Annotated in this window: 1 pseudogene; it reads left to right on the forward strand. The window is 67.2% G+C overall.

The features are described 5' to 3' along the window. Positions 1-5: 5 nt before the first annotated feature. Positions 6-1,558, forward strand: a pseudogene (locus ACWGI8_RS44130) (type I polyketide synthase); the annotation flags it as partial.

Raw genomic sequence — 1,558 nt, forward strand, 5'->3', positions numbered from 1 at the left:
CGGGGAGTGTGGCGTCGGGGCGGGTGTCGTATCTGCTGGGCTTGGAGGGTCCGGCGTTGAGTGTGGATACGGCGTGTTCGTCGTCTTTGGTGGCGTTGCATTTGGCGGTGCAGGCGTTGCGGCGGGGTGAGTGCTCGCTGGCGCTTGCCGGTGGTGTGACGGTGATGACGGCCCCCGACACGTTTATCGAGTTTTCCCGTCAGCGCGGTTTGGCCTCGGACGGTCGCTGCAAGTCCTTCGCGGACGGTGCGGATGGTACTGGCTGGGGTGAGGGTGTGGGCATGCTGCTGGTGGAGCGTCTGTCGGACGCCCAGCGCAACGGTCACCAAGTCCTCGCTGTCGTGCGGGGCACGGCCATTAATCAGGATGGTGCGAGTAATGGTCTGACGGCGCCGAACGGTCCGGCCCAGCAGCGCGTCATCCGGCAGGCGCTTGCCAACGCGGGTCTGTCGGCTCGTGATGTGGATGTGGTGGAGGCGCACGGGACGGGTACGCGTCTGGGTGATCCGATCGAGGCGCAGGCGCTGCTGGCTACTTATGGCCAGGAGCGGGAGCCCGATCAGCCGTTGTGGCTGGGGTCGATCAAGTCGAACATGGGCCACACCCAGGCGGCTGCCGGTGTTGCCGGCATCATCAAGATGGCGTTGGCCATGCGGCATGGGGTGATGCCCAGGACGTTGCACGTGGATGAGCCGTCGTCGCAGGTGGACTGGACCGCGGGTGCGGTGTCCCTGCTGACGGAGGAGCGGGCGTGGCCGGAGCTGGATCGTCCGCGTCGGGCGGCGGTCTCCTCGTTCGGTATCAGCGGGACGAACGCGCACGTGGTGCTGGAGCAGGCGCCGGTTGTTGAGCCGGGGGTTGTGGAGTCCGGCGCGGTGGTGCCGGTTGATGTGACGGTGCCGTGGGTGCTTTCGGCTCGTACCGAGGCGGGGGTTCAGGCTCAGGCGGAGCGGCTGGTGTCGTTCCTTGGGGAGCGGCTTGAGCTGTCGCCGGTTGATGTGGGCTACTCGCTGGCGGTGTCGCGTGCCCGGTTCGAGCATCGTGCGGTGGTGACTGCGGCTGGTCGGGAGGAGTTTGTCGCGGGGTTGCGGGCGTTGGTGGCGGGTGAGCCGTCGGGGTCTGTGGTTTCGGGTGCGGTTCCTGCTACGGGTGCGGGTCGTTCGGCGTTCCTGTTCACGGGGCAGGGGAGTCAGCGGGCTGGGATGGGCCGGGAGCTGTATGCGTCCTTCCCCGTCTTCGCGGACGCCTTCGACGAGGTATGCGCCCACATCGACCGGCATCTCGACCGCCCGCTCAAGGACCTGGTGTTCTCGGATGCGGGTGAGGGTGCCGGGCTGTTGGATGAGACCGGTTACACCCAGGTGGCGTTGTTCGCGCTTGAGGTGGCGCTGTTCCGTCTGGTCGAGTCCTGGGGTGTTGCACCGGACTTTGTGATCGGTCATTCGGTCGGTGAGATTGCTGCCGCGCATGTGGCGGGGGTGTTCTCCCTCGAGGATGCTGCGGCTCTGGTTGCGGCGCGTGGCCGGTTGATGCAGGCGTTGCCGGGTGGTGGGGCGAT

The organism is Streptomyces sp. NPDC054841 (genome assembly GCF_053611045.1).